This window comes from Pseudomonas sp. R37(2017), assembly GCF_002113375.1.
GTDB lineage: Bacteria > Pseudomonadota > Gammaproteobacteria > Pseudomonadales > Pseudomonadaceae > Aquipseudomonas.
The window spans coordinates 1-23,208 of the sequence record NZ_NEHO01000030.1 but is presented as its reverse complement, the minus strand read 5'-3'; the positions used below and the strand labels follow the sequence as shown (position 1 = coordinate 23,208).

Sequence of the window (23,208 nt, the reverse complement as noted above, 5' to 3'; positions counted from 1 at the left end):
TGAAAAACCACTTTTGGCTGATAGCCGGTACGGCAAAGTGCTTGCACAAAGTTTGGAATACCATAATATGATATTCCATAGGCCATACGATCAGAGATGATTCGATGGACCTGATGCTCCCGATAGGCGGGCACTCGAAAGCCCCGCTCATAAACACAACAATGAGGGCGTGAAAATGGTGTTGAACAAACGTGTATCCGCAGTGCTGTTTGCAGGACTGCTGAGCGTCACCAGCCAGGCGTTGCTGGCGGCCGAAAGCGTCAACTTCGTCAGCTGGGGCGGTACGACTCAGGATGCGCAGAAGCAGGCCTGGGCCGACCCGTTCAGCAAGGCCAGCGGCATCACCGTAGTGCAGGACGGTCCGACCGACTACGGCAAGCTCAAGGCCATGGTCGAAAGCGGCAACGTGCAGTGGGACGTGGTCGATGTCGAAGCCGACTTCGCCCTGCGCGCAGCCTCCGAAGGCTTGCTCGAACCCCTCGATTTCAAAGTCATCGAACGCGACAAGATCGACCCGCGCTTCGTCAACGATCATGGCGTCGGCTCGTTCTTCTTCTCCTTCGTCCTCGGCTACAACGAAGGCAAGCTCGGCGCCAGCAAACCCCAGGACTGGTCCGCGCTGTTCGACACCAAGACCTACCCCGGCAAACGCGCCCTCTACAAATGGCCAAGCCCTGGCGTTCTTGAACTGGCCTTGCTGGCCGATGGCGTGCCGGCCGACAAACTCTATCCGCTGGACCTGGACCGCGCGTTCAAGAAACTCGACACCATCAAGAAAGACATCGTCTGGTGGGGCGGCGGCGCGCAGTCGCAACAGCTGCTGGCCTCCGGTGAAGCGAGCATGGGCCAGTTCTGGAACGGCCGGATTCACGCCCTGCAGGAAGACGGCGCCCCGGTTGGCGTAAGCTGGAAGCAGAACCTGGTCATGGCCGACATCCTGGTCATTCCAAAGGGTTCGAAAAACAAGGACGCGGCGATGAAGTTCCTGGCCAATGCCAGCAGTGCCAAAGGCCAGGCAGACTTCTCCAACCTGACCGCCTACGCTCCGGTCAACGTCGACAGCGTGCAGCGCCTGGACTCGGTGCTGGCTCCCAACCTGCCGACCGCCTACGCAAAGGATCAGATCACTCTTGATTTCGCGTACTGGGCCAAGAACGGTCCGGCCATCGCGACACGGTGGAACGAATGGCTGGTCAAATGAAAATGACGGTAACCGCGTCTCGTCCATCCACTGCCACCGGGAGCGCCACTGGCGCTGCCGGTTCGGCGTCCGCCAAGGCTGCCGTGATGACGCAATCCCCTTCCCTGACGCAGCGCTGGCGTGGCGCGAGCAACCTGGTGCCCGCCCTGCTGTTCCTCGGCCTGTTCTTTCTGGCGCCGTTGATCGGCCTGCTGTTGCGCGGCGTGCTGGAACCGGTGCCGGGCCTTGGCAACTACGAACAACTGTTCGCCAACTCCGCCTACGCACGGGTACTGCTCAACACATTCTCGGTGGCGGGGCTGGTGACATTGTTCAGCCTGCTGCTGGGCTTCCCGCTGGCCTGGGCGATCACCCTGGTGCCGCGCGGCTGGGGGCGCTGGATCCTCAACATCGTGCTGTTGTCGATGTGGACCAGCCTGCTCGCCCGCACCTACTCCTGGCTGGTGTTGCTGCAAGCCTCGGGGGTGATCAACAAGGCGTTGATGGCCATGGGCATCATCGATCAACCGCTGGAAATGGTGCACAACCTCACCGGCGTGGTGATCGGCATGAGCTACATCATGATCCCGTTCATCGTGCTGCCATTGCAGGCGACCATGCAGGCCATCGACCCGATGATCCTGCAGGCCGGTTCCATCTGCGGCGCCAGCCCCTGGACCAATTTCTTCCGGGTGTTCCTGCCGCTGTGCCGGCCGGGGTTGTTCTCCGGCGGCCTGATGGTGTTCGTGATGTCCCTCGGTTACTACGTGACCCCGGCGCTGCTGGGCGGTGCGCAGAACATGATGCTGCCCGAATTCATCATTCAGCAGGTGCAGTCGTTCCTCAACTGGGGCCTGGCCAGCGCCGGCGCCGCGTTGCTGATCGTGATCACGCTGGTGCTGTTCTACTTCTACCTGAAGCTCCAGCCGGAATCCCCGGTTGGCGCCAGCAACGCGAGGTAAGCCGTCATGCTCCTGACCCCCAATGCCATGAGCCGGCGCATGCGCCTGGGCCTGTACGCCACCACCGGGCTGATCGGTCTGTTCCTGCTGCTGCCGATCGTGTTCATCGTGCTGCTGTCGTTCGGCTCGTCACAATGGCTGGTGTTCCCGCCGCCAGGCTGGACGCTGAAATGGTACGGCCAGTTCTTCTCCAATGCCGACTGGATGAACGCCGCGATGGCCAGCCTCAAGGTCGCGGTGCTGACGACGTTCTTCGCCGTCGCCTTGGGCCTGCCGACCGCATTCGCCCTGGTGCGCGGGCGTTTCCCCGGCCGGGAAATGCTCTACGGCCTGTTCACCCTGCCGATGATCGTGCCGCTGGTGATCATCGCCGTGGCGGTGTACGCGCTGTTCCTGAAACTCGGCTACACCGGGACGATGTTCGCGTTCGTGGTCAGCCACGTCATCGTCGCGCTGCCGTTCACCATCATTTCGATCATCAACTCGCTGAAGCTGTTCGATCAGTCGATTGAAGACGCGGCGGTGATCTGCGGCGCCTCGCGCCTGCAAGCGGTGTTCAAGGTGACCTTCCCGGCGATCCGTCCGGGCATGGTGGCCGGCGCCCTCTTCGCCTTCCTCGTCTCGTGGGATGAAGTGGTGCTGAGCGTGATGATGGCCAGCCCGACCCTGCAAACCCTTCCCGTGAAAATGTGGACCACCCTGCGCCAGGACCTGACGCCCGTGATCGCCGTCGCTTCGACGCTGCTGATCGGCCTTTCGGTGTTGGTCATGGTCATCGCCGCTGCCCTGCGCCGGCGCAACGAAATCAGCGCCTGAGCGCCCAGGAGTACGACATGAGTGCAGTGATCAAAGATTCCGCGCAGCAAAATGACAAGCCCCTGGTCAGCCTGCGTAACCTGAACAAGCACTACGGCGACTTTGCCGCCGTGGACAACATCTCGCTGGACATCAAGGACGGCGAATTCCTCACTTTCCTCGGTTCCAGCGGCTCGGGCAAAAGCACCACGCTGTCGATGCTCGCCGGCTTCGAAACCCCGAGCAGCGGCGAGATCCTGGTCAACGGCCAGTCGCTGGTCAACGTGCCGCCGCACAAACGCGACATCGGCATGGTGTTCCAGCGCTACTCGCTGTTCCCGCATCTGTCCGTGCGCGACAACATCGCTTTCCCGCTGACCATCCGCAAACTCGCCGCCGCCGAACGCGAGCGCCGGGTCGATGCGATGCTGAAACTGGTGCAACTGGAGCAATTTGCCCATCGCCGCCCTTCGCAACTGTCCGGCGGCCAGCAACAGCGTGTCGCCATCGCCCGGGCGCTGGTTTACGAACCACGCATTCTGTTGATGGACGAACCGTTGGGCGCACTGGACAAAAAACTGCGCGAGGACCTGCAGGATGAACTGCGCCAGCTGCATCGGCGCCTGGGCATCACCATCGTCTACGTGACCCACGACCAGGAAGAAGCCATGCGCCTGTCCCAGCGCATCGCGATTTTCAGCCACGGCAAGATCGTCGGCCTGGGCAGCGGCTATGACCTGTACCAGAACCCGCCGAACGCCTTTGTCGCGTCGTTCCTGGGCAACTCGAACTTCCTCAAGCTCAAGGCCCAGGGCAATGCGGTGGCATCGTTCGAAGGCCAGCCGCTGTCGATCCGCCTCACTGCCGGCCTGCAAACCGATCAGGACGTACTGCTGATGGTACGTCCAGAAAAGGCCTTGGCGTTGAGCGTGCAGCAAGCCTCTGACGAACCGCTGGCCGCCGGCTGGAACGAAGTTTCGGCCAAGGTCGTGGAAGTGTTGTTTCTCGGCGAGAGCCAGACCTGCAGCGTGGTCACCGCGGGTGGCACCTCGATGACGGTCAAGGCACTCTCCGCCGCCGGCATGCCGCTCAATGCCGGTGATCCGGTCAAGGTGCGCTGGGCCACGGCGGATGCCTGCGTGTACACCGAATGGGCCGAAAGCGACCTGAACAAGGCTGCCGGCGCGCACTGATCCATTGGCCTGCGCGTGCGGGCCACTATAATGAGTCACCCTCAGGCCACCACAACGTCGGGTTGTGGTGGCCTTTTTTCTGTCGCCTGTAAGATAAATTGGACAAAGGATTCCTAAAATCCCGGTTTAATGCTAAATAGCGCTCAGTATTTTTAACACCCGACCCTGTCGTGCCACACAGTGCAACGAGAATAACGATATGAACGTCCATTTCGAGAAAAGTGAAGTGTTTGGGACCCTCCACCTGCAAGCGGCGGTGGCAGCATGATCGAAGTCACCGAAGTCTCCATCGCCGAGCTGCGCGCCGCGCTCGAATCCGGCCAGACCACCTCGGTCGAGCTGGTCCAGGCTTATCTCGCGCGGATCGACGCGTATGACGGCCCGCAAACGCCAACGGCGCTGAACGCGGTCGTGGTGCGCAACCCCGAGGCGCTCGCCGAAGCACAGGCCAGCGACGCCCGTCGCGCCAAGGGCCAGGTACTGGGCCCGCTGGACGGCATCCCTTACACCGCCAAGGACAGTTATCTGGTCAAGGGGCTCACCGCCGCTTCCGGCAGCCCGGCCTTCAAGGACCTGGTCGCCTATCGCGATGCGTTCACCATCGAACGCCTGCGCGCCGCCGGGGCGATCTGCCTGGGCAAGACCAACATGCCGCCGATGGCCAACGGCGGGATGCAGCGCGGCGTCTACGGCCGCGCCGAAAGCCCGTACAACGCCGGTTACCTCACCGCCCCTTTCGCTTCCGGTTCGTCGAACGGCGCCGGCACGGCGACCGCGGCCAGTTTCTCGGCCTTCGGCCTGGCGGAAGAAACCTGGTCGAGCGGTCGCGGCCCGGCCTCGAACAACGGTTTGTGCGCCTACACCCCTTCTCGCGGGGTGATCTCGGTCCGCGGCAACTGGCCGTTGACCCCGACCATGGACGTGGTCGTGCCGTTTGCCCGGACCATGGCCGACCTGCTCGAAGTACTCGACGTGGTCGTGGCCGATGACCCGGACACCCGCGGCGACCTGTGGCGCTTGCAGCCCTGGGTACCCATTCCGAAATCGTCCGAGGTACGCCCGCAATCCTATGCGGCGCTGGCTGCAAACAGCGACGCGCTCAAAGGCAAGAAGTTCGGCATTCCACGCATGTACATCAACGCCGACCCTGAAGCCGGTACATCCGAAGCGCCTGGCATCGGTGGCCCGACCGGCCAGCGCATCAACACCCGTCCTTCGGTGATCGGCCTCTGGGAACAGGCGCGCAAGGCCCTCGAAGCCGCCGGTGCCGAAGTGCTCGAAGTGGACTTCCCGCTGGTTTCCAACTGCGAGGGCGATCGCCCTGGCGCAACGACCGTGTTCAATCGCGGCATCGTCTCCAAAGAGTTTTTACACCATGAACTGTGGGACCTGACCGCCTGGGCCTTCGATGATTTCCTGCAAGCGAACGGCGATCCCGAACTGAATCGCCTGGTCGATGTCGATGGCCCGCAAATCTTCCCTCACGACCCGGGTACCCTGCCCAACCGTGAGGGCGACCTCGTCGCCGGCATGGACGAATACGTGCGCATGGCCGAACGCGGCATCACACCGTGGGACCAGATCAGCACGGTGCCGGACGGCCTGCGCGGACTGGAAAAGACCCGCAAGATCGATCTGGAAGACTGGATGGATCGCCTGGGCCTCGACGCGGTGCTGTTCCCGACGGTCGCCGATGTGGCCCCGGCCAATGCCGATGTCGATCCGCAATCGGCGGATATCGCCTGGAGCAACGGCATATGGGTCGCCAACGGCAACCTCGCCATCCGCCACCTCGGCGTGCCAACGGTCACCGTGCCGATGGGCGTGATGCCGGACATCGGCATGCCGGTCGGCCTGACGTTCGCCGGTCGCGCCTATGACGACTCGTCGTTGCTGAAGCTGGCGTCGGCGTTCGAGTCGACCGGCAGCAAACGCATGATCCCGCCGCGTACCCCGCCATTGGTCGCCGACAAGCGCTGACCCGTAGAACCGTGGCGGCTCACTCGAGCCGCCACGGCTGGCCAATCAGGGATCGACCTGAGCCATCAGTTCCGGAATCGACTCCGGCCGCTTGGCGTATCGCTGTGCCAGTACCGCACAGACCATCAGTTGAATCTGGTGGAACAGCATCAGCGGCAGAATCAGCAAGCCAATGGTGCTGCCGGCAAACAGCACCTGCGCCATCGGCACGCCGGTCGCCAGGCTTTTCTTCGAGCCACAGAACAGAATGGTGATGCGGTCTTCCTGGTTGAAGCCGAAGGCTTTGCCGAGCACCGTCGAGGCCACCAGCACCAGCGCCAGAACGATGCAGCAGACCAGCACCAGCCCGACCAGATCCAGCAGCGGAATCTGCTGCCAGAGGCCTTCGATCACCGCCTCGCTGAACGCGCCGTAGACCACCAGCAAAATCGAACCCTGATCGACGAACTTCAACCAGTTCTTGTTGCGCGCCACCCAGTCGCCAATCCAGCGCCGGGCGATTTGCCCGGCAATGAACGGCAGCAGCAACTGCACGCTGATCTTGAGGATGGCGTCGAGGGTCGAGGCGCCTTCGCCGTGCACATTGAGCAGCAGGGCCACCAGCAACGGCGTGAGGAAAATCCCGAACAGGCTGGATGCCGCCGCGCTGCAAATCGCCGCCGGGATGTTGCCCCGTGCCAGCGAAGTAAAGGCAATCGCCGACTGCACCGTGGCAGGCAATGCGCACAGGTAAAGCATGCCCATGTACAGGTCATTGCCGATCAGCGGCGACAGCAAGGGCTTGAGCGCCAGGCCGAGCAGCGGGAACAGCACGAAGGTCAGGCCGAACACCAGCAAATGCAGGCGCCAGTGCCCGGCACCGGCGATGATCGACTCGCGGGACAGCTTGGCGCCATGCAGGAAAAACAGCAGCGCGATGGCGATGTTGGTCAGCCAGCCAAAACCGACCGCGACCTGGCCGCTGGCGGGCAGCAGGCTGGCGAACGTCACCACGCCGATCAGGGTCAGGGTGAAGTTATCAGGTAACAGACGGGGGCGAGTCATGGGCTTGATCATCCGGGGGTTGCCAGTACATGGAAGCGACTCTAACGTGACTGGATATTACCGACTAACGCCGAAGAGCCACCTGATGCCGCCAAAAGGACATGACAAAAGTGTTCGACGCAGTATTCCCGGGCTGTCCAGCCTGCCGCGACCGCTCTATGGTCGTACCGAATCGCTGCCCAATCGCGCCTTGACCCGGCGCCACAGCCACCCATGGGTGCAGCTTTCCTATGCGATCCAGGGCGTGCTCGAAATACAGACCGGCGTCGGGCGTTTCGTCGCCCCGCCGGAACGCGCGGTGTGGATTCCGGCGGGCATGCCGCACCGGGTGTTCAGCTCGCCGCGCACGGAAATGCGCAGCCTGTACATCGATTGCAGCGTCTCGACCTGGGCCCCCCCGAGCTGTCATGTGCTGGGCGTCAGCGATTTGTTGCGCGAGTTGATCCGTGCCTTCAGCCTGGTTCCGGTGGAATACGATCAAAGCGGTCCGCACGGCCGGTTGGCCCAGGTGATTCTGGATCAGTTGGCCGAGGCGCCTCAGATCGATCTGATGCTGCCGTTGCCCCGGGACAGCCGATTACGGCAAATCGCGCAAAGCCTGGAGTCGCACCCGGAGCAACAGACCACCCTCAGCCACTGGAGCGACAGATTCGGCGTCACCGAGAAAACCCTCAGCCGCCTGTTCCTGCGCGACACCGGACTGACCTTTCGCGCCTGGCGTCAGCGTTTGCGCCTGCTCGGCGCCCTGACACCACTGGAACAGGGCGAACGAGTCACCGACGTCGCGTTGGCCTGTGGCTACGACTCGACATCGGCGTTTATCGCTGCCTTCCGCCAGCAGTTCGGCGAAACACCGGGGGAGTTCTTTCGCTAAGTCCGGCACAGGAAAAAATCGTGGGGGCCACTCAAGTCCTTTGTTGCCCATCAGTCCGCCATCGCGAGCATGCTCGCTCCTACAGAAGAACAGACAACGGCAGGGCCACGCCCCCCACGCTCTTCACCACTCAACAGGCCGAGCGTTAGCTCGCCTGCAGCTTTTGATCTTGATCCACCCGCCCCTTCGGGAGGCTGAGTGGAGGCGTTCATCCGGGGAGTGGCGCGCAGCGCCGTTCGACGCAGTCGAACACGCTGCATGTAGGTGCAGCGCAGCAAACCGGAGGGCAGTGTCCCCGGATGAATGCCGGAGCGAAGGAACCCCGAGCCTAAGCGAGGGGCCGGACGCCAGGGGCGAGCGTTTTTTCGCTTCCTTTTTTAGGCGCTTGTAAAAAAGGAAGTCGCCGTAAGGGCGAAACCGCCAGCCGCCGTTACCGAAGAAACGGATATGTACACATTCCAAACCACCAACCTGGTCGGCCCAGAGGCCGCAAAGGTCCCAGTCTAAGCAACATCCAAAGCCAAAGACATGAACTGAGCGATCCGCGACCGCAACCACCGCTCCGCCGGATCATTGTCATGCACCCCGCTCCAGGCCATCGACAACTGCGCCGCCTCAATCTCGAACGGCGGATCCTCGGCCCGCAAGCCACACCCCTCCACCAACGCACAGGCCGCATAATCCGGCACGGTGGCAATCATCTCGGTACCCGCGAGCAACGCCCGCAACCCACTGAACTGCGGCACCCCCAACACCACACGGCGACGGCGTCCCAGCTTCGCCAGATCCAGGTCGATATTGCCGCTCAAGTCCCCCGAGAACGACACCATCGCATGGGGCCGCTCGCAGTACTCATCCAGGGTCAACGCACCCGGCCGGGTGTCGCCGCGCAGAACCTTGCAGGGAATATCCCGCAGCTTCTTGCGCTTGGCATTGGCCGGCAGATCCGTGGTGTAACTCACGCCCACCGAAATTTCCCCCGACGCCAGCAACGCCGGCATCAACAGGTAATTGGCCCGCCGCACCACCACGACAATGCCCGGTGCTTCCTCTTGCAACTGACGCAGCAACGGCGGAAACAAACCGAACTCGGCATCGTCCGACAGCCCGATGCGAAACACATCGCAACTGCTTGCCGGTTCGAACTCCTTGGCCCGGCTGACCGCGCCGGAAATGGTGTCCATCGCCGGCTGCAACTCCCTGAGAATCGCCAGCGCGCGCGCAGTCGGCTCCATGCCGCGACCGTTGCGCAGCAGCAACGGATCGTCGAACAGATCGCGCAAACGCCCCAGCGCGGCACTCACCGCCGGCTGCCCCATGAACAGTTTTTCGGCGACGCGGGTCAGGTTTTTTTCGAACATCAACGCTTCGAAAATCACCAGCAGGTTCATGTCGACGCGACGCAGATCGTTACGGTTCATAGGCACGGATTTCCTTGTGTGATAGGTCAGGCGCGAGGATGAGGATTGTGTCTGACTTTGCCCTGGACTTCCCGCCGTTAACGAGGAATTAACAACGATTAACTCGCAAGCCAGAGCCTTCGGGGCAAAGAATGAAGCCTACCGACACGGACATTCGCCATGGCTCACGTTCTGCAAAATGCCGCCCCCGCGCCATTCACGCCTGCGCCAAAGAAAAACACCGGTGGCCTCAGCCCGCAACGCGAACGGCTGGTTAAACAACTGATCCTCGAGCGCCTCGGCGACAGCCTGGAAGTCACTGAACTGGCACAGGCCTGCGCCCTTTCGCGCAGTCATTTTTCCCGCGCGTTCAAGTGCAGTACCGGCCTCTCGCCGCAGGACTGGATTCGCCAGCAGCGCGTGGCCCTGGCCAAGCAGTTGATTCAGTACACCGACATGAGCCTTACGCAGATCAGTCTCGAATGCGGCTTCTGCGATCAGGCACATTTTTGCCACGTCTTCACTCGCTGCGAAGGCATCAATCCATTTGCCTGGCGCTGTCAGTTTGTCCGCGGCACCTCGTTGAACAGCAAGAAATCGCAGGCCGGGCCAGCCCCTGCAGAGATGTGTGTACACCCGTAGGAACCGGCGCAGCCTGCGCTTTTCAGTCGCGGATCAACCCTTGAGGAACGCCAGCAGATCGGCGTTGAGCTGGTCCTTGTGGGTGTCGGTCAAACCGTGAGGGGCGCCCGGGTAAATCTTCAGGGTCGAGCCCTTCACCAGCCTGGCGGCAGCGACGCCCGCCGCTTCGTACGGCACCACCTGGTCCGCGTCGCCATGCACCACGAGAGTCGGCACGTCGAACTTCTTCAGGTCTTCGGTAAAGTCGGTTTCCGAGAACGCCTTGATGCAGTCATAGGCGTTCTTGTGGCCAGCCATCATGCCCTGCATCCAGAACCAGTCGATCATGCCCTGGGACGGTTTTGCGTCAGGTTTGTCGAAGCCGAAAAACGGGCCGCTGGCGATGTCGATGTACAACTGCGAGCGGTCGGACAACGAAGCCTGGCGGATGCCGTCGAACACCTCCAGCGGCAGGCCGCCGGGGTTGGCTTCGGTCTTGAGCATCAGGGGCGGCACGGCGGAGATCAGCCCGGCCTTGGCCACGCGGCCGGTACCATGGCGGCCGATGTAGCGCGCCACTTCGCCACCGCCGGTGGAGAAGCCGAACAACACGGCGTTCTGCAGGTCGAGCAGCTCGATCAGTTGCGCCAGGTCGTCGGCGTAATGGTCCATGTCATTGCCTGACCACGGCTGGCTGGAACGCCCGTGACCGCGACGGTCATGGGCGATGACCCGGTAACCCCTGGAGGCCAGGAAGATCATCTGCGACTCCCAGCTGTCGGCGCTCAGCGGCCAGCCGTGACTGAAGACAACGGGCTGACCGGTGCCCCAATCCTTGTAGTAAATCTCGACGCCGTCGCGGGTAGTAAACGTGCTCATGGGTGATGCCTCCTTGATGAAGGTTGGGGGGTAAATCAATTCGGTAACAGGTTCATGCGATCCGCCAGGCGCGCCACACGTTCACCCAGGTGCGCGGCGGTGCAGCGATCCTCGGGCGGCGGTGCATCGTCAGGGGATTGCTCGACATTCGACTGGGCCATGGCGCCCAGCGAGCTGCCCAGGCGATTGAGTTGACCATTGAACGCACCGGTGCTGGAACGCGCCGGCAGCAGGTCGAGGCCGACCCAGATCATCGAGTGCTGGGCGGCGAACACCGCCATCTGCAACAGGGTGTTGAGCTTGTCGCCGCACAGGCAACCGGAATTGGTGAAGCCGGCCGCAAGCTTGTCGCGCCACGGCTGGGCCAGGTAGAACGCCGCCGTGGCTTCCATGAACGCCTTGAAGGCCGCCGAGGCACTGCCCATGTAAGTCGGCGCGCCGAAGATGATGGCGTCGGCGCTGTGCAGCCGCTCCCAGTGCTCGTCCACTTCCTCGACCGGAATCAATTGGCAAGTGCTGCCCGGGTGACGCTCCACGCCCCCGGCCACGGCCTCGGCCATGACCCGGGTGTGTCCGTAGCCACTGTGATAGACCACCACCACGTTGCTCATTGCCCGGTCCTTTGTGGGAGCGAGCCTGCTCGCGAAAGCGTTGTGTCAGTCACCGCGAATACTGAATGTGACCCCACCTTCGCGAGCAGGCTCGCTCCCACCCTGGACAGCTCGTGGCTTACTGACATTTCATCCCTGCCTTCAGTGGAAGTTGAAGAAAGTGAGTTTTGGCGCAGATCGAACGCAGGACGAGTTAAACGTTGTTAATTTTCCTTGGCGCACAAAAAGCCTTGGCGAGGCCTTGCCATCTGTCGCACCCAATGTTTTCGGGACCGACAGCCGCTGGTCGATACGCTAGAGTCAATGCCTGCCCATTCAGTCACCCGGGCGGCGCATTGCGCTCTGTAAAAAACCTGAGGAATATGCTCGAAAACCGCGTACCAGACGGATGCAGCAGGAGTGACTCGTTGACCCTTTCCCCCGAACTGGCTGTGCATTTCGGCCCCTACCGGGTCTACCCCGGACAACGTCTGGTGATGGAGGCCGACCAGCCCCTGCGCCTGGGTCGGCGCGCCATGGACATCCTGTTGATCCTGCTTGAGAACGCCGGCAACGTGGTCAGCAAACAGCAGCTGATCGCCCGGGTCTGGCCCAACAGCGTGGTCGAAGACATCAACCTGCGGGTGCACATGGCCGCGTTGCGCAAGGCGCTCGGCGACGGTCAGGCCGGCCAGCGCTACATTGTCACCGTGGCCCAGCGCGGGTACAGCTTCGTCGCCCCCTACTCACTGGAGCGGGCCGAGCAACCGCCAGCGCCCGTGGCTTTTGCACCAGGCCGGCATAACCTGCCGGTGCGCCGCACGCGCATGATCGGTCGGCGGACGCTGGTCGATAATCTGGTGGTGCAACTGCCGCGCCAGCGCTTCATCACCCTCGTCGGCCCCGGCGGCATCGGCAAGACCACCGTGGCCTTGCGGGTCGCCGAACAAATGATCGGCAGCTACCGGGACGGCATTCGCCTGCTGGACCTGGCCCCGATCAATTGCCCGCTGATGATCAACGGCCATCTGGCGACATTGCTCGAACTGGCCTTGCACGACGACCAGCCCCTGAGCGGTCTTGCCGACTGTCTGCGCGACAGGCAAATGCTGTTGGTCATCGACAACTGCGAACACCTGCTCGACGCCATCGCCCAGCTCTGCGAACACATTCTGCGCAGTGCGCCGCACGTGCATATTCTCGCCACCAGCCGCGAGAGCCTGCGGGCCGAAGGGGAATTCGTCCAGCGCCTGGAATCTCTCGATTGCCCGCCGCCCATCGCCGTCCTCGACCGTGCTCAGGCCATGACCTTTTCCGCCCTGCAACTGTTTGTCGAGCGGGCCATGGCCAGCCATGACAGCTTTGAACTGACGGACAATGAACTGCCACTGTTGATCGATATCTGCCACCGACTGGACGGTATTCCACTGGCCATCGAACTGGCGGCGGCGCAGGTGGGCGACATCGGATTGCCCGGCCTGCTGGCACAGTTGCAAAGCAGCTTTCGGGTCCTGACCCAGCCCTGCCAGGCGCCCCTGGCACGCCATCAGACCCTGCGTGCGACACTGGACTGGAGCTTCGAACTGCTCAACGCCTGCGAAAAGACCTGCCTGCGCCGACTCAGTGTGTTTCGTGGCAGCTTCACCCTGGAGTCGGCAGCGGCGGTGATTGTCGGTGGACACATCGCCCCCCGCGAGGTGTTCGGCTCGATCACACAACTGGTCGCCAAGTCGTTGCTGAACGTGGAAGTCGGCGACGAGGATGTGTTCTACCGCTTGCTCGACACTACCCGCAGCTACGCCCTGGAAAAACTCACGCAAACCTCCGACCTGCCCGGCACGCGGGAACGCCATGCCGAGCGCTGCCTGGCACTGATGCAGCAGGCGCAGGATGACTGGGAGAAAACGCCGACCGGCCTGTGGATCGAGCGCTATGGCCGGGCACTCGAAGATATCCGTGCAGCCCTCGATTGGGGTTTGCACGCTCAAGGGCCGCAGGCACTGGCGATACGCCTGGCCGCGACGTCCACACCCCTGTGGCAGGAGCTGTCACTGCTCAAGGAGCATGGCGGTTATGTGCGCAAGGCGCTGGCCTTGCTCGACCAGTCAACCGAGCCTTGCCCACGTTTGAAGATGGCCCTCAAGCTGGCCTTGGGCAGCGCCTGTTACCACGCCCAGGGAGGTAGCGCCGAAACCGTCGGAGCCTTTGTCAGCGCCAGGGCCCTGGCCAGGCAACTTGATGACATGCCCGGGCAGTTGCGGGCGATTTCCGGGCACCTGGCGGTCAATCTCAGCTGCGGGCATTACCAGATGACCCTGGAACAGAGCCGGCAATTCGATCAACTGGGACTGCATGACGACGCCCTGATGTCCTTGAGCATGCATCGATTGCGGGTGCTCGCCCTGCACTTCTCCGGCGACCAGCATCAGGCGCGGGACCAGGCCGAACAAGTGCTGCAACGCATGGCCCATAGCGGTTGTCTCAACCGTTTCACCCATGGTTTCGGTGTGCAATACGACCAGAGCGTCGCGGCGCTGACCATCCACGCGCGCATCCTCTGGCTGCAAGGTCAACCGGAACAGGCCTGGCGTACCGCCCGGCAGGCGCTGGACATCGCGTTGCAGATCAACCACGGCACATCGATCTGCTACACCCTGGCGCTCTCCGGCTGCCTGATCGCTCACTACAACGGCGACACCCGCAGCGCCCGCGAACTCCTGCGCCTGCTGCTGGAGCAGGCACAGAAACACTCGGTTCTACTCTTCCATGACTGGGCGCGACACTACGCACAGGTGATCGGCGGCACCGATGTTCGGCCAGCCGGCCGTCAAAGTGCCGGCTTGATCAAAGACATCATGGTCACGCTGGACTCGACCCGCATCGACGATAATTTGCTCGAGCGCGCGCAAAACGGTGCGGCGGGTTGGAGCACGGCGGAGATACTGCGGGCCAGGGCCAAGGCATTGCTGGCAACCGATTGCCCGGTCAAGGCCGCGACGGCCGAAACCGTGCTGCTCAAGGCCATCGACGTGGCCAGGGTCCAGGGCGCCCTGGCCTGGGAGCTGCGCAGTGCCAACTCGCTGGCACAATTGTGGCAGCGTCAGGGTCACCACCAACGGGCCCATGAACTGCTCTCACCGCTCTACCGGCGCTTCACCGAAGGTTTTGCCACGCCTGACCTGATGACCGTTCGACGGCTACTCGACGAGCTGCAATGCCACCTGCCCGCTTGATGCCCGCCGCGTCTGGCTGACGTACCCGGCATAACGCATTTCGAAGGCGCGCATTTCACCGCTGAGTTCGAGTTTTTCCAGGGCGTAGGTGCGGGTCGTGTTGAGGAAGCGATAACGAGCCACTCCACCGCCCTGCTCCATGGACAGCAGCGACTTCGACGCCAGGCTTTCCAGTACCTTGATCACGTCGGCGGCGGGCAGCCTGTCGCAACTGATCACAGCTATCGCTGCATCCTGGGTAAACGCCATTTTGAACACCGCCAGGCGCTGCAACACGGTTTGTTCCAATGCCGTCAATCGTTCGTAGCTCCAGTCCAGCGCGGCCTTGAGCGTCTGGTGCCGGGGAACGGCCGTGCGACGCCCCTGGGACAGCAGCTCAAAGCAATTGCCGAGCTGGGCCTGCAACCCTACCAGCGCCAACGCATCGATCTGTGCCGTCGCCAGTTCAATCGCCAACGGCAGGCCATCGAGGCGCCGACAGATTTCCCGTATGACCTTGAGGTCTTGCTCGCGCAGGGCAAAGCCTTGCTGACGGGCCTGGGCACGACTGACGAACAACTGCAGCGCCGAATAGCCCATGACCTCGGCGACGCTGCGCAACGCTGACACTGGCGGCACCGCCAGTGGTGGCAGACGCGATACGGTTTCGCCCGCCACCTTGAGCGGCTCGCGACTGGTGACGAGGATCGACAGCCGGGGCATCGACTGGCGCAGTGTCTCGACCAACGTCTTGCAGCGTTCGAGCAGGTGCTCGCAGTTGTCCAGGACCAGCAAGGCGTGGCGCTGCGAGAGAGCCTCCAGCGGGGTGCCATCCTTCAGCTCAAGGGTTCGCGCGAGGTGATCGGTCACTTGCGCCGGGTCATCGATCGCCGCCAGGTCCACCAACCACACGCCGTGCCGGTAGTGCGGCAACAACAGTTCGGCCACGCGCAGGGCCACAGTGGTCTTGCCGATCCCGCAAGGCCCGACCAGGGTCATGAAACCCCGCACCGGCAACTGCCGCACCAGGCTACCGACGATGGCATCGCGCCCGGTGATCGGTGTGAGCCGCGTCGGCAGGTTGTGCGGAGGATTTTGTACGGTCTCGCTCGACAAGTATGTGGGCTGCGGCGAGTGTTGTACCGGGGCGACAAAACTGTAGCCGCGCTGGGGAATGTTGACGATGAAGCACTGGCCGTTCTGCCCGTCGCCCAAGGCTCGGCGCAAGGCGGCAATATGCACCCGCAGGTTGATCTCTTCGACCACCGAACACGGCCATACCTGCGCAATCAACTCTTCCTTGCTGACCACCGCGCCCGCGTGCTCGACCAGTACCTGCAACACGTCAAGTGCACGGCCGCCCAGGCGCAGCGGCCGATCGCCCGCCATTACCAGTCGCTGACCGAGGTAGAAGGCGTAGGGACCAAATCGCAGCACTGCTTCGCTGCTTACATCTCTGAGGCTGTTCATGCGCTGTTACTCGCGGGAGGCCTGGCTCGGTACGCGAGTCCATCCCAGGCTCCGTACCTTCCTTGCAATGAGTTCACCGGTATCTTGGCAGGCCTCGGTGACGGTACAACTACCACGGGGGGAGTATCACGGCCATTACGATGCGCAGAACGGACACTCGCATCCTAGCTGAACTGCTCGCGGTATTGAGTCGGGGTCAGGCCCAGTTTTTCACTGAACAGAAAACGCATGTGCCGCACGCTGCCGAAGCCGCTTTTGAACGCCACGGTCTTGAGCGGCCACTCGGTGGTTTCCAACAGGTTCCTCGCACAATCGATACGTGCACTTTGCAGAAACTCCATCGGTGTCATGTTCACCTCCCGGGCGAACACCCTGGCGAAATGACGCGGGCTCATGTTGGCCAGACTCGCCATGCGCTCGATGCTGTAGGTTTCATCGAGATGCTCGAGCACATGGTTCTGCACCCGGGTAATCGCCGTTTCGTTGGGCGCCACCGCTGCCATCAGCGGGCTGAACTGCGCCTGTCCGCCCTGGCGCTTCATGACCACCAGCAACACCTTGGCCACGTCCTGGGCAACTTTCTTGCCATGGTCCCGAGCCACCACCGACAACGCCAGGTCAATGCCGGCGGTGACGCCGCCAGAGGTGATCAGGTTGCGGTCCTGGATAAAGATCCGATCGGTCTCGACAGTCGCTTTTGGAAAGCCCTTGATCAGCCGCTCGGTGTAGTGCCAGTGGGTGGTGACGCGATAGCCATCGATCAACCCCGCATGCCCCAACACGAACACCCCGGTGCAGATAGAGCCATAACCGGCACAGCGGCTGACGTTATGCCTGAGCCAGTCGAGCAACGGTGGATGCTTTTCGTTGTAGGCACCCGGACCACCAGGCACCAGCAGCAAATCAAAACCCTCGCAGGCCTGGTCGATGTGCCGGTCGGCCTGCACGCTCACCCCGTTGGATGCCCGTAGAGCGCCGGGCTCGGTGCCAATGGTCGACAGCACATAGTGATCGTCGGGTTTGAGATAACGATTGGCGATGGAAAACACTTCCATGGGCCCGGCCATGTCGAGCAGGAGAAAGTCGGGAAACAGCACCATTGCCACGGTTTTCATGGATTGGAATTCACTGGGATCAAATAAGGTCGGTCCGCCAGACACCGGCCCCTAGTGGGAGCGAGCCTGCTCCGGGCGGCGATCCGACGAAAACGGGGTATCAGGCAACGTTGATAGCGACTGACACTACGCCTTCGCGAGCAGGCTCGCTCCCACAGGGACTGCACCCGGCATCAGGAAGTGCCGTGCATTATGGCCAAATGTGGCGCTCATAACGGAAAATAATGCGTGACACAGTCCTCACAACTGTCAACTTCAATGAGACAGTATTTCAATTTTCATCTACTTATTGCATCAACCAGTAACCATTAACCTTCTCCTCACTCGGACGAATTCACGTCCTGAAAGGAGATTTCATCATGCTGACTCTTCGCAAAGCTTCGGATCGTGGCCTGGCCAATCACGGCTGGTTGAAGTCGTTCCATACCTTTTCCTTCGCCAACTATCGCAATCCGAAAGAACAGGGTTTTTCTGACCTGTTGGTGATAAACGACGACCGCGTTGCCGCCGGTAAAGGTTTCGGCCAGCACCCGCACCGCGACATGGAGATTTTTTCCTACGTGCTGGAAGGTGCCCTGGAACACAAGGACACCCTGGGCACCGGTTCGGTGATTCGCCCCGGCGACGTGCAACTGATGAGCGCAGGCAGTGGCGTGGCCCACAGTGAATTCAACCACTCCAGTACCCGGCCGGTGCACTTTCTGCAGATCTGGATCGTGCCCGACGTCAGTGGCGCCAAACCGCGTTATCAGCAAGAGCACTTCAGCCCCCAGAAGAAACGCGGGCGTCTGCAACTGATCATCTCGCCGGACGGGGCCAAGGGTTCGCTGAAGGTGCGTCAGAATGCACGGGTGTATGCCGGCCTGATCGACGGCAAGGAAAGCGCCACCCTGGAGCTCGCCGCTGACCGCTACGCCTATGTGCATGTAGCCCGGGGCAGCGTCGAACTCAACGGCGTGTTGTTGCAGGAAGGCGACGGTGTGCGGGTTCGTGATGAACAGGCGCTGACCTTGAGCAACGGCGTGGATGCTGAAGTACTGGTGTTCGACCTGCGTCCACAGGAACTGCCGGAAATGCCATGACCCATCCCCTGTGGGAGCCAGCTTGCTCGCTCCCACAGGATTTGTGCCGCTTGGCCTTACTCGCCGGTCACGGCGCCCCCCTGCTCCCCCTGATAACGGTCCCGATAGCGCCCAGGGCTTTCCCCGGTCCATTTCTTGAACGCCCGATGGAAGGCGCTGGGCTCCTGGAACCCCAGTTGCTCGGCGATATCGCTGATGCTGGCGTCACTCTGACGCAATTGCTCAAAGGCCACGCCCCGCCGTACTTCGTCCTTGATCTCCTGATAGGAGCAACCTTCACGCTCCAGTTTGCGGCGGAAGGTGCTGGGGCTCAGGTGCTGTTCCTGGGCAAAGGCCTGCAAGGTCGGCCACTCACTGTAATGACTGCCGCGCAAGCGCTGATGCACCTGTGCCGCCAGGCCATGCTGGTTACGGAAGCGGATCACCAGCCATTGCGGCGCGGTACGCAAAAACACTTTCAGCGACGCCAGATCCTGCACCACGGGCAGGCGCAAGTAATGGCTGGCAAATTCGATTTCGGTGCGCTCGGCACCAAAGGTCAGGTTGGGGCCCCAGAGCAGGCGGTCATCGCCTAGTGACAGACGTGAATGGCGAAAGTCTGCGCGATCGATGGGAATACGCCGGCCACCCAGCCAGCAGAGCAGACTGATCATCAGCACCAGGAAGGTTTCCTCACCAAACCGGCTGGCATCGTTGTCCGTTGAACAGGTCTCCAGGCTGATCACCGCACGCTTGCCACGCACGGCCAGCGAGCCGCGAAAGTCGCGCAGGAACAATCCGAAGTTGGCCAGGCACTGGCGCATGGCCTTGTGCAGATCGGGCTCCTGAATCAAGGCGCGGCAGATCAGGGCGAAACTGCCCGGCGGCATGCCATGGGAATCGAGCCCGAAAAACTCGTCGTCGAGCTCGCGGATCTGAATCAGCCACAACGCCGCAAACGCGTTGGCCGGCACCCGCGCAGTGGGTTGGTGCATGATCGCCGGATCAATGCCTGCCTGTTCGAGCACAGCCGTCACGCGCTGCGGATCATCCTTCAGCCCGTGGATCATTGCCTGCACGAAATAGGCGGCAACCGAGTCCTTTTCCCGCATTGGTACGCTTCTCTCTCATCACCCGAATGGCAAAAAACATCAGTGCCGTTGAACAGTTTTGGCATAGGACAACCGCCCTGCCAGCTCTAGACTCGCGGCAATAGTACGCCTTCGGCCGCCGTCGCGGCGAAGGTATCGCAGAGTTTGATGGAAGGATGGGAAGATGAATCTGCAAAACATCGGAGTGATCGGTGCAGGCACCATGGGCAACGGCATTGCACAGGTCTGCGCCATGGCCGGTTTCAACGTGACCTTGCTCGACATTTCCGAAAGCGCTTTGCAAAAAGCCGTCGCAACGGTCGGTAAAAACCTGGACCGGCAGATCGCCAAACAAACCCTGACGACGGAGCAGAAACAGGCCACTCTCGACAGAATCCGCACCAGCACCGATTACAGCAGCCTGCATAACGCGCAGCTGGTCATCGAAGCGGCCACCGAAAACCTCGATCTGAAATTGCGAGTACTGCAACAGATCGCCGCACAAGTCAGCGGCGAATGCGTCATTGCCTCCAATACCTCTTCATTGTCGATCACTCAGCTCGCCGCCAGTGTCAGCCAGCCCGGGCGCTTCATCGGCCTGCACTTCTTCAACCCGGTGCCGGTGATGGGCCTGATCGAAGTGATCCGCGGTCTGCAAACCAGTGATGCGACCCACAAGTTGGCGCTGGACATGGCCACCACCCTCGGCAAAACCGCGATTACCGCCGGCAACCGCCCGGGCTTCGTGGTCAACCGGATCCTGGTGCCGATGATCAACGAAGCGATTCTGGTGTTCCAGGAAGGCCTGGCCAGCGCCGAAGATATCGACGCCGGCATGCGCCTGGGCTGCAATCAGCCTATCGGCCCGTTGGCCCTGGCGGACCTGATTGGCCTGGATACACTGCTTTCGATCCTCGAAGCCTTCTATGACGGGTTCAACGACAGCAAATATCGTCCAGCGCCATTGCTCAAGGAAATGGTCGCTGCCGGTTACCTGGGGCGCAAAACGGGGCGCGGCTTCCATGCCTATGCCTGAGCGTTGCTCGCGCTTTGCCGAGTACCGGGACAAGGTCCTGGAGCTGTTTGCCTGCAAGGGGTTCGGCCAGGTCGGCATGCGCGAGCTCGCGACGTGCCTGGGGCTCTCTCCAGGCTCGCTGTATCACCATTACCCCAGCAAACAGCATCTGCTGCTCGACCTGATCGAAGAGTTCTACGAAGAGCTGCTGGCCACCCTGGGACGCATACAGCAAAAAGTCCCGGGCAAGCGCGACAAACTCAACAGCCTGATCCGCGCCCATCTGAATCTGCATCGGGAGATGCCTTGGCATTTCCGCCTGGTGGAGCGCGACAGCGGTTGCCTGAACGAAGAGCAACAGGCTCGGGTGCGGCAATTGCGCGAGCAATACGAACGCACGTTGCTGAAGATGCTGGGCGCCAAGAGCCGCTTCAGCGAGCAAGGCCTGCTGGCGGCCGGGCATGCCATTGGCGTGCTGCTCAACAGCGCGCCCAGTTGGCTGACGCCCCATGTACTGGACGAGCAGGAACGTGATGAGCTGCTGGAGAGCATGGTCAGCGGCGCCATCGAACGTGTGCTTGCGCCACGGCGTGTACCCGAGGCGATTAGCCTGGCGCGGCCTATCGAAAAAACATCTAAGGAAACACAAGCTCCGACAACGATTTAGCGCTTTGCTTGTTGGCTCGACACAATCGGAATTCGCCGAAAGAACCGGCGTCCAAACCGATGTATGTACTCGAGCACCTGGAGCCGACCATGAAAATCAATCCCTACCTTATCTTCAACGGCGACTGCAAAGCTGCCTTCACGTTCTACGCAAAGTGCCTGCAAGGCCAGATCGAAGCCATGTTGACCTTCGGTGAAACCCCGGCCGGCGAGCAATTCCCCAAGGAGCTGCACAACCTGATCATCCATACCCGCCTGGCCATGGGCGATCAGGCGATCATGGGGTCGGACACCACACCGGATCGCCCTGTCGATAAAATGAGTGCCTGCTCGATTTCACTCAACGTCGACAGCATTGCCGAGGCCGAACGGGTCTTCAATGCACTGGCGGAGGGTGGCAATGTGCAGATGCCACTGGAGAGCACGTTCTGGGCGGCTCGCTTCGGCATGCTGGTCGACCGTTTTGGCGTGTCGTGGATGGTCAACTGCGAAAAGGATCAGTGAATGGCCTTTATCGAAGGACAGCAATGAAGGCACCAGAAAGCCCAACCTGAAAAGATTGGGCTTTCTGGCAACTCCCAGCCTGTCTGCTACCGTCAAATAGCCACATGGATAGCAGCAGACCTGAGGAGCGAACCCACTATGCCGACCCACGACCTGCCTTGGTCTACCCGTTTAAAATGCTTGCTACTGGCCGGTGGACTGATCACCGGCCTGCTGGCCCTCAATGGTTGCGCCAGTGTCGATGCGCAGACCACCGCCTATGTCGGCGTAGAACATCCGGCACCGACATCGCCCGACGAGGTCGTCGTGCTGCGCTCCGAGCCTCTGCGCCCGCATGTGCGCCTGGGTGAAGTGTTGATCGACGCCACCGTCGACCCTGCCCCGCCGATTACCGAAGTCGAACAGAAGCTGCGCGAAGAAGCTGCCAAACTCGGTGGCGACGCGGTGGTGGTCGTGTATGACCATATTCAGGCGGTAGGTGCCTATGCCAGCGGACCGCTCTGGGCTCGCGACGTGACGACTATCGAGGGACGTAAACTCAAAGGCATCGTGATCAAGTACCAGTAGATTTCTCCCCAGGAAGGCAGCGACAACGGAGGTTGAATTTGAATGACGTGGTGATCGCCCTCTTCGTCTTTGCCTGCCTGTTCGGCAGCGCACTATTGGGTTCGTACGTGAGAGAGCGGCTACCGAGCCATCATCTGAGCGACGACTCTGTGGCCGTGGTGAAGCTGGCCACCGGCCTCATCGCAACGATGTCTGCGCTGGTCCTCGGCCTGCTGGTTTCGACTGCCAAAGGCACTTTTGATACGGCCAATGCCGAACTGGAAGGTGCGGCGGCGAAAGTCATTCAATTCGACCGCTTGCTGGCCCGCTACGGCAGCGATACCCAGGGGATCCGCAACGAACTCAAGCACAACTATGCCGAAGTCACCCAAATGCTTGCGACCCGCGATCAGCAGCAGATTGCAAAACTCGACAGCCCCGAGGTGATCCGTCGCTCCGAAAGCCTGCAACGCCAGGTCGAATCACTGTCTCCCGACAACGATGATCAACGTTCGCTCAAAACCAAGGCATTGCAAGACATGGACAGCGTGTTTGCCGCCCGCTGGCTGACTCTGTTGCAGGCCGATCAATCGATTCCGTCGGTGATGCTGGTGATCCTGGTGACGTGGCTGGGGATTATCTTCGGATCGTTCGGCCTGTTTGCACCACGCAACGGCACCATAGTCGTCGTGTGGATGATGTGTGCCCTGTCGACGGGGGCAACCATCTTGCTGGTGGAGGAACTCAATCGTCCGCTTGATGGTTTAATCTGTGTGTCGCTGGAACCCCTGGTGCACACGCTGGAGCGGATCGGGCAGTAATTTCGCCAAAAACAAAACCCCTACCTGCCTGCGCAGATAGGGGTTTTGGAATTCAATCTTGACGATGACCTACTCTCACATGGGGAAACCCCACACTACCATCGGCGATGCATCGTTTCACTTCTGAGTTCGGGATGGGATCAGGTGGTTCCAACGCTCTATGGTCGTCAAGAAATTCGGGTGCTGAGT

21 protein-coding genes and 1 rRNA gene are annotated in these 23,208 nt (G+C 61.6%); 14 read left to right on the top strand and 8 right to left on the bottom strand.

The genetic code is table 11. The annotated features are described in order from the left end of the window. The first annotated feature begins 175 nt into the window (after positions 1 to 175). The 5 genes from CAG47_RS26955 to CAG47_RS26935 all read left to right on the top strand — a co-directional run bounded on the left by CAG47_RS26955 (position 176) and on the right by CAG47_RS26935 (position 6,110). Entirely contained in the window at positions 176 to 1,201 is a 1,026-nt protein-coding gene (locus CAG47_RS26955) for an ABC transporter substrate-binding protein (RefSeq protein ID WP_085729329.1), read from the top strand. Beyond that, positions 1,198 to 2,142 (top strand): ABC transporter permease, encoded by a 945-nt coding sequence (locus CAG47_RS26950; RefSeq protein ID WP_085729328.1) that lies wholly within the window; start codon positions 1,198 to 1,200, stop codon positions 2,140 to 2,142. Before CAG47_RS26955 ends, CAG47_RS26950 begins: the two co-directional genes overlap by 4 nt. 6 nt (positions 2,143 to 2,148) lie before the next feature. Further along, complete coding sequence (locus CAG47_RS26945) at positions 2,149 to 2,958, top strand: ABC transporter permease (protein ID WP_008059566.1); 810 nt, start codon at positions 2,149 to 2,151, stop codon at positions 2,956 to 2,958. A gap of 17 nt (positions 2,959 to 2,975) precedes the next feature. Further along, positions 2,976 to 4,130: an ABC transporter ATP-binding protein gene (locus tag CAG47_RS26940; protein WP_085729327.1), complete on the top strand. Its 1,155-nt coding sequence runs from the start codon at positions 2,976 to 2,978 to the stop codon at positions 4,128 to 4,130. 264 nt (positions 4,131 to 4,394) lie between these two features. Next, positions 4,395 to 6,110 carry an amidase gene (locus CAG47_RS26935; protein WP_085729326.1) on the top strand — a complete coding sequence of 572 codons (1,716 nt, stop codon included), beginning with the start codon at positions 4,395 to 4,397 and terminating at the stop codon, positions 6,108 to 6,110. Positions 6,111 to 6,155: 45 nt separating this feature from the next. Here CAG47_RS26935 and CAG47_RS26930 read toward each other — a convergent pair whose 3' ends face one another. Beyond that, the gene (locus CAG47_RS26930; protein WP_085729341.1) at positions 6,156 to 7,154 is read right to left on the bottom strand and encodes a bile acid:sodium symporter family protein; all 999 of its coding nucleotides are present in this window, start codon (positions 7,152 to 7,154) and stop codon (positions 6,156 to 6,158) included. An 85-nt stretch (positions 7,155 to 7,239) separates the two neighbouring features. Here CAG47_RS26930 and CAG47_RS26925 point away from each other — a divergent pair, with 85 nt between their 5' ends. Continuing rightward, entirely contained in the window at positions 7,240 to 8,028 is a 789-nt protein-coding gene (locus CAG47_RS26925) for a helix-turn-helix domain-containing protein (protein WP_085729325.1), read from the top strand. A gap of 503 nt (positions 8,029 to 8,531) precedes the next feature. Here CAG47_RS26925 and CAG47_RS26920 read toward each other — a convergent pair. Further along, entirely contained in the window at positions 8,532 to 9,449 is a 918-nt protein-coding gene (locus tag CAG47_RS26920; RefSeq protein ID WP_085729324.1) for a LysR family transcriptional regulator, read from the bottom strand. A 159-nt stretch (positions 9,450 to 9,608) separates the two neighbouring features. Here CAG47_RS26920 and CAG47_RS26915 point away from each other — a divergent pair, with 159 nt between their 5' ends. Next, positions 9,609 to 10,070 (top strand): helix-turn-helix domain-containing protein, encoded by a 462-nt coding sequence (locus tag CAG47_RS26915; protein WP_085729323.1) that lies wholly within the window; start codon positions 9,609 to 9,611, stop codon positions 10,068 to 10,070. 33 nt (positions 10,071 to 10,103) lie between these two features. Here CAG47_RS26915 and CAG47_RS26910 read toward each other — a convergent pair whose 3' ends face one another. Together CAG47_RS26910 and CAG47_RS26905 are read right to left on the bottom strand one after the other, a co-directional pair. Further along, complete coding sequence (locus tag CAG47_RS26910) at positions 10,104 to 10,928, bottom strand: alpha/beta fold hydrolase (RefSeq protein WP_085729322.1); 825 nt, start codon at positions 10,926 to 10,928, stop codon at positions 10,104 to 10,106. Between the two features lie 35 nt (positions 10,929 to 10,963). Then, positions 10,964 to 11,539: a flavodoxin family protein gene (locus tag CAG47_RS26905; protein ID WP_085729321.1), complete on the bottom strand. Its 576-nt coding sequence runs from the start codon at positions 11,537 to 11,539 to the stop codon at positions 10,964 to 10,966. A 407-nt stretch (positions 11,540 to 11,946) separates the two neighbouring features. On the opposite strand from CAG47_RS26905, the gene CAG47_RS26900 reads away from it, so the two are divergent. Then, complete coding sequence (locus tag CAG47_RS26900; RefSeq protein WP_085729320.1) at positions 11,947 to 14,751, top strand: winged helix-turn-helix domain-containing protein; 2,805 nt, start codon at positions 11,947 to 11,949, stop codon at positions 14,749 to 14,751. Here CAG47_RS26900 and CAG47_RS26895 read toward each other — a convergent pair. Both CAG47_RS26895 and CAG47_RS26890 read right to left on the bottom strand, forming a co-directional pair. Further along, positions 14,716 to 16,200: a winged helix-turn-helix domain-containing protein gene (locus CAG47_RS26895; RefSeq protein WP_085729319.1), complete on the bottom strand. Its 1,485-nt coding sequence runs from the start codon at positions 16,198 to 16,200 to the stop codon at positions 14,716 to 14,718. The two genes, CAG47_RS26900 and CAG47_RS26895, sit on opposite strands and share 36 nt — an antisense overlap. Positions 16,201 to 16,364: 164 nt before the next feature. Continuing rightward, the gene (locus tag CAG47_RS26890) at positions 16,365 to 17,315 is read right to left on the bottom strand and encodes a GlxA family transcriptional regulator (protein WP_085729318.1); all 951 of its coding nucleotides are present in this window, start codon (positions 17,313 to 17,315) and stop codon (positions 16,365 to 16,367) included. Positions 17,316 to 17,674: 359 nt separating this feature from the next. On the opposite strand from CAG47_RS26890, the gene CAG47_RS26885 reads away from it, so the two are divergent. Then, a complete protein-coding gene (locus CAG47_RS26885) occupies positions 17,675 to 18,397 on the top strand; it encodes a pirin family protein (protein WP_085729317.1) in 723 nt (240 codons plus the stop codon). Between the two features lie 56 nt (positions 18,398 to 18,453). On the opposite strand, the gene CAG47_RS26880 is transcribed toward CAG47_RS26885, so the two are convergent. Further along, positions 18,454 to 19,488: an AraC family transcriptional regulator gene (locus CAG47_RS26880; protein WP_085729316.1), complete on the bottom strand. Its 1,035-nt coding sequence runs from the start codon at positions 19,486 to 19,488 to the stop codon at positions 18,454 to 18,456. A 163-nt stretch (positions 19,489 to 19,651) separates the two neighbouring features. Here CAG47_RS26880 and CAG47_RS26875 point away from each other — a divergent pair, with 163 nt between their 5' ends. From CAG47_RS26875 to CAG47_RS26855, 5 genes are all read left to right on the top strand, one after another. Beyond that, complete coding sequence (locus tag CAG47_RS26875) at positions 19,652 to 20,503, top strand: 3-hydroxybutyryl-CoA dehydrogenase (RefSeq protein ID WP_085729314.1); 852 nt, start codon at positions 19,652 to 19,654, stop codon at positions 20,501 to 20,503. After that, entirely contained in the window at positions 20,490 to 21,149 is a 660-nt protein-coding gene (locus tag CAG47_RS26870; RefSeq protein WP_085729312.1) for a TetR/AcrR family transcriptional regulator, read from the top strand. The genes CAG47_RS26875 and CAG47_RS26870 overlap by 14 nt, the downstream gene beginning before the upstream one ends. Positions 21,150 to 21,238: 89 nt before the next feature. Next, entirely contained in the window at positions 21,239 to 21,652 is a 414-nt protein-coding gene (locus CAG47_RS26865; RefSeq protein ID WP_085729340.1) for a VOC family protein, read from the top strand. A 138-nt stretch (positions 21,653 to 21,790) separates the two neighbouring features. After that, positions 21,791 to 22,219, top strand: a complete 429-nt coding sequence (locus tag CAG47_RS26860) for a hypothetical protein (protein WP_085729310.1) — start codon at positions 21,791 to 21,793, stop codon at positions 22,217 to 22,219. Positions 22,220 to 22,266: 47 nt separating this feature from the next. Next, positions 22,267 to 23,019, top strand: a complete 753-nt coding sequence (locus CAG47_RS26855; protein WP_256577569.1) for a hypothetical protein — start codon at positions 22,267 to 22,269, stop codon at positions 23,017 to 23,019. Positions 23,020 to 23,075: 56 nt separating this feature from the next. Here the strand turns inward: CAG47_RS26855 and rrf are convergent. Next, positions 23,076 to 23,191 (bottom strand): 5S ribosomal RNA (gene rrf / locus CAG47_RS26850). Positions 23,192 to 23,208: the final 17 nt, after the last annotated feature.

Coding starts and splice junctions, on each gene's coding strand:
- CAG47_RS26955 (WP_085729329.1), top strand. CDS start 176: ATGGTGTTGAACAAACGTGTATCCGCAGTGCTGTTTGCAGGACTGCTG.
- CAG47_RS26950 (WP_085729328.1), top strand. CDS start 1,198: ATGAAAATGACGGTAACCGCGTCTCGTCCATCCACTGCCACCGGGAGC.
- CAG47_RS26945 (WP_008059566.1), top strand. CDS start 2,149: ATGCTCCTGACCCCCAATGCCATGAGCCGGCGCATGCGCCTGGGCCTG.
- CAG47_RS26940 (WP_085729327.1), top strand. CDS start 2,976: ATGAGTGCAGTGATCAAAGATTCCGCGCAGCAAAATGACAAGCCCCTG.
- CAG47_RS26935 (WP_085729326.1), top strand. CDS start 4,395: ATGATCGAAGTCACCGAAGTCTCCATCGCCGAGCTGCGCGCCGCGCTC.
- CAG47_RS26930 (WP_085729341.1), bottom strand. CDS start 7,154: ATGACTCGCCCCCGTCTGTTACCTGATAACTTCACCCTGACCCTGATC.
- CAG47_RS26925 (WP_085729325.1), top strand. CDS start 7,240: ATGCCGCCAAAAGGACATGACAAAAGTGTTCGACGCAGTATTCCCGGG.
- CAG47_RS26920 (WP_085729324.1), bottom strand. CDS start 9,449: ATGAACCGTAACGATCTGCGTCGCGTCGACATGAACCTGCTGGTGATT.
- CAG47_RS26915 (WP_085729323.1), top strand. CDS start 9,609: ATGGCTCACGTTCTGCAAAATGCCGCCCCCGCGCCATTCACGCCTGCG.
- CAG47_RS26910 (WP_085729322.1), bottom strand. CDS start 10,928: ATGAGCACGTTTACTACCCGCGACGGCGTCGAGATTTACTACAAGGAT.
- CAG47_RS26905 (WP_085729321.1), bottom strand. CDS start 11,539: ATGAGCAACGTGGTGGTGGTCTATCACAGTGGCTACGGACACACCCGG.
- CAG47_RS26895 (WP_085729319.1), bottom strand. CDS start 16,200: ATGAACAGCCTCAGAGATGTAAGCAGCGAAGCAGTGCTGCGATTTGGT.
- CAG47_RS26890 (WP_085729318.1), bottom strand. CDS start 17,315: ATGAAAACCGTGGCAATGGTGCTGTTTCCCGACTTTCTCCTGCTCGAC.
- CAG47_RS26885 (WP_085729317.1), top strand. CDS start 17,675: ATGCTGACTCTTCGCAAAGCTTCGGATCGTGGCCTGGCCAATCACGGC.
- CAG47_RS26880 (WP_085729316.1), bottom strand. CDS start 19,488: ATGCGGGAAAAGGACTCGGTTGCCGCCTATTTCGTGCAGGCAATGATC.
- CAG47_RS26875 (WP_085729314.1), top strand. CDS start 19,652: ATGAATCTGCAAAACATCGGAGTGATCGGTGCAGGCACCATGGGCAAC.
- CAG47_RS26870 (WP_085729312.1), top strand. CDS start 20,490: ATGCCTATGCCTGAGCGTTGCTCGCGCTTTGCCGAGTACCGGGACAAG.
- CAG47_RS26865 (WP_085729340.1), top strand. CDS start 21,239: ATGAAAATCAATCCCTACCTTATCTTCAACGGCGACTGCAAAGCTGCC.
- CAG47_RS26860 (WP_085729310.1), top strand. CDS start 21,791: ATGCCGACCCACGACCTGCCTTGGTCTACCCGTTTAAAATGCTTGCTA.